This window comes from Planotetraspora sp. A-T 1434 (assembly GCF_025420585.1).
In the GTDB taxonomy this organism is placed as follows: Bacteria; Actinomycetota; Actinomycetes; order Streptosporangiales; family Streptosporangiaceae; genus JAOEGB01.
The window spans coordinates 1-826 of sequence record NZ_JAOEGB010000089.1; the positions used below are offsets into that span (position 1 = coordinate 1).

Sequence of the window (826 nt, forward strand, 5' to 3'; positions counted from 1 at the left end):
AGTCGGTCAGCTACCAGAGAGAGATCCCCATGGACGTTACGTCGGCAGACGGCACCACCATCGCGTTCGATCAGTCGGGTACGGGACCGGCGGTCATCCTCGTGCAGGGCGGGTTCGCCGATCGGTCCCACCCGATCTGGGCCGGCCTGGCCGCCGCCCTGTCCCCGAACTTCACCGTCTACAACTACGACCGCCGCGGCCGGGGCGGCAGCGGCGACACCGCGCCCTACGCCGTGGAACGCGAGATCGAAGACCTCGCCGCGGTCATCAAGCACGCCGGCGGCGAAGCACAGGTCTTCGGCGGCTCCTCCGGCGGCGCGCTGGCCCTGCAGGCCGCCGCGCACGGCCTGGCCATCACCAAGCTCGCCATCTACGACCCGCCCTACATCGTCGAAGGCGCCCGCACCCCCATCCCCGAGGACTTCGAAAACCACCTCGCCGACCTGATCGCCCAAGACCGCCGCGGCGAGGTCGTCGAGAAGTTCATGACCCACGCCGCCGAAGTGCCCGCCGAGATGCTCGACCAGATGCGCACCTCCCCCTTCTGGGCCGGCATGGAAGCCGTCGCCCACACCCTGGTCTACGAGGCCGCCGTCGTCGGACCCGGCAACGCCCTGCCCACCGGCAAGATCGCCTCCATCACCGCGCCCACCCTCGTCCTCAGCGGCGGAGCAAGCGCCCCCTGGATGCTCAAGGCCGGCGAAGCCGTCGCCGCCACCCTCCCCGACGGCCACCACCAAGTCCTCGAAGGCCAGGGCCACGACGCCTCCCCCGAAGCCCTCGCCACCGCCATCACCGACTTCTTCGCCACCCACTGACCTGGCGT

Annotated in this window: 1 protein-coding gene; it reads left to right on the forward strand. The window is 70.6% G+C overall.

Annotated features, from left to right (window positions below; translation table 11 throughout):
- A partial coding sequence (locus N5079_RS35075; RefSeq protein WP_315967910.1) for an alpha/beta fold hydrolase occupies nucleotides 1–818 on the forward strand: 818 nt, incomplete at its 5' end.
- Nucleotides 819–826 lie beyond the last annotated feature (8 nt).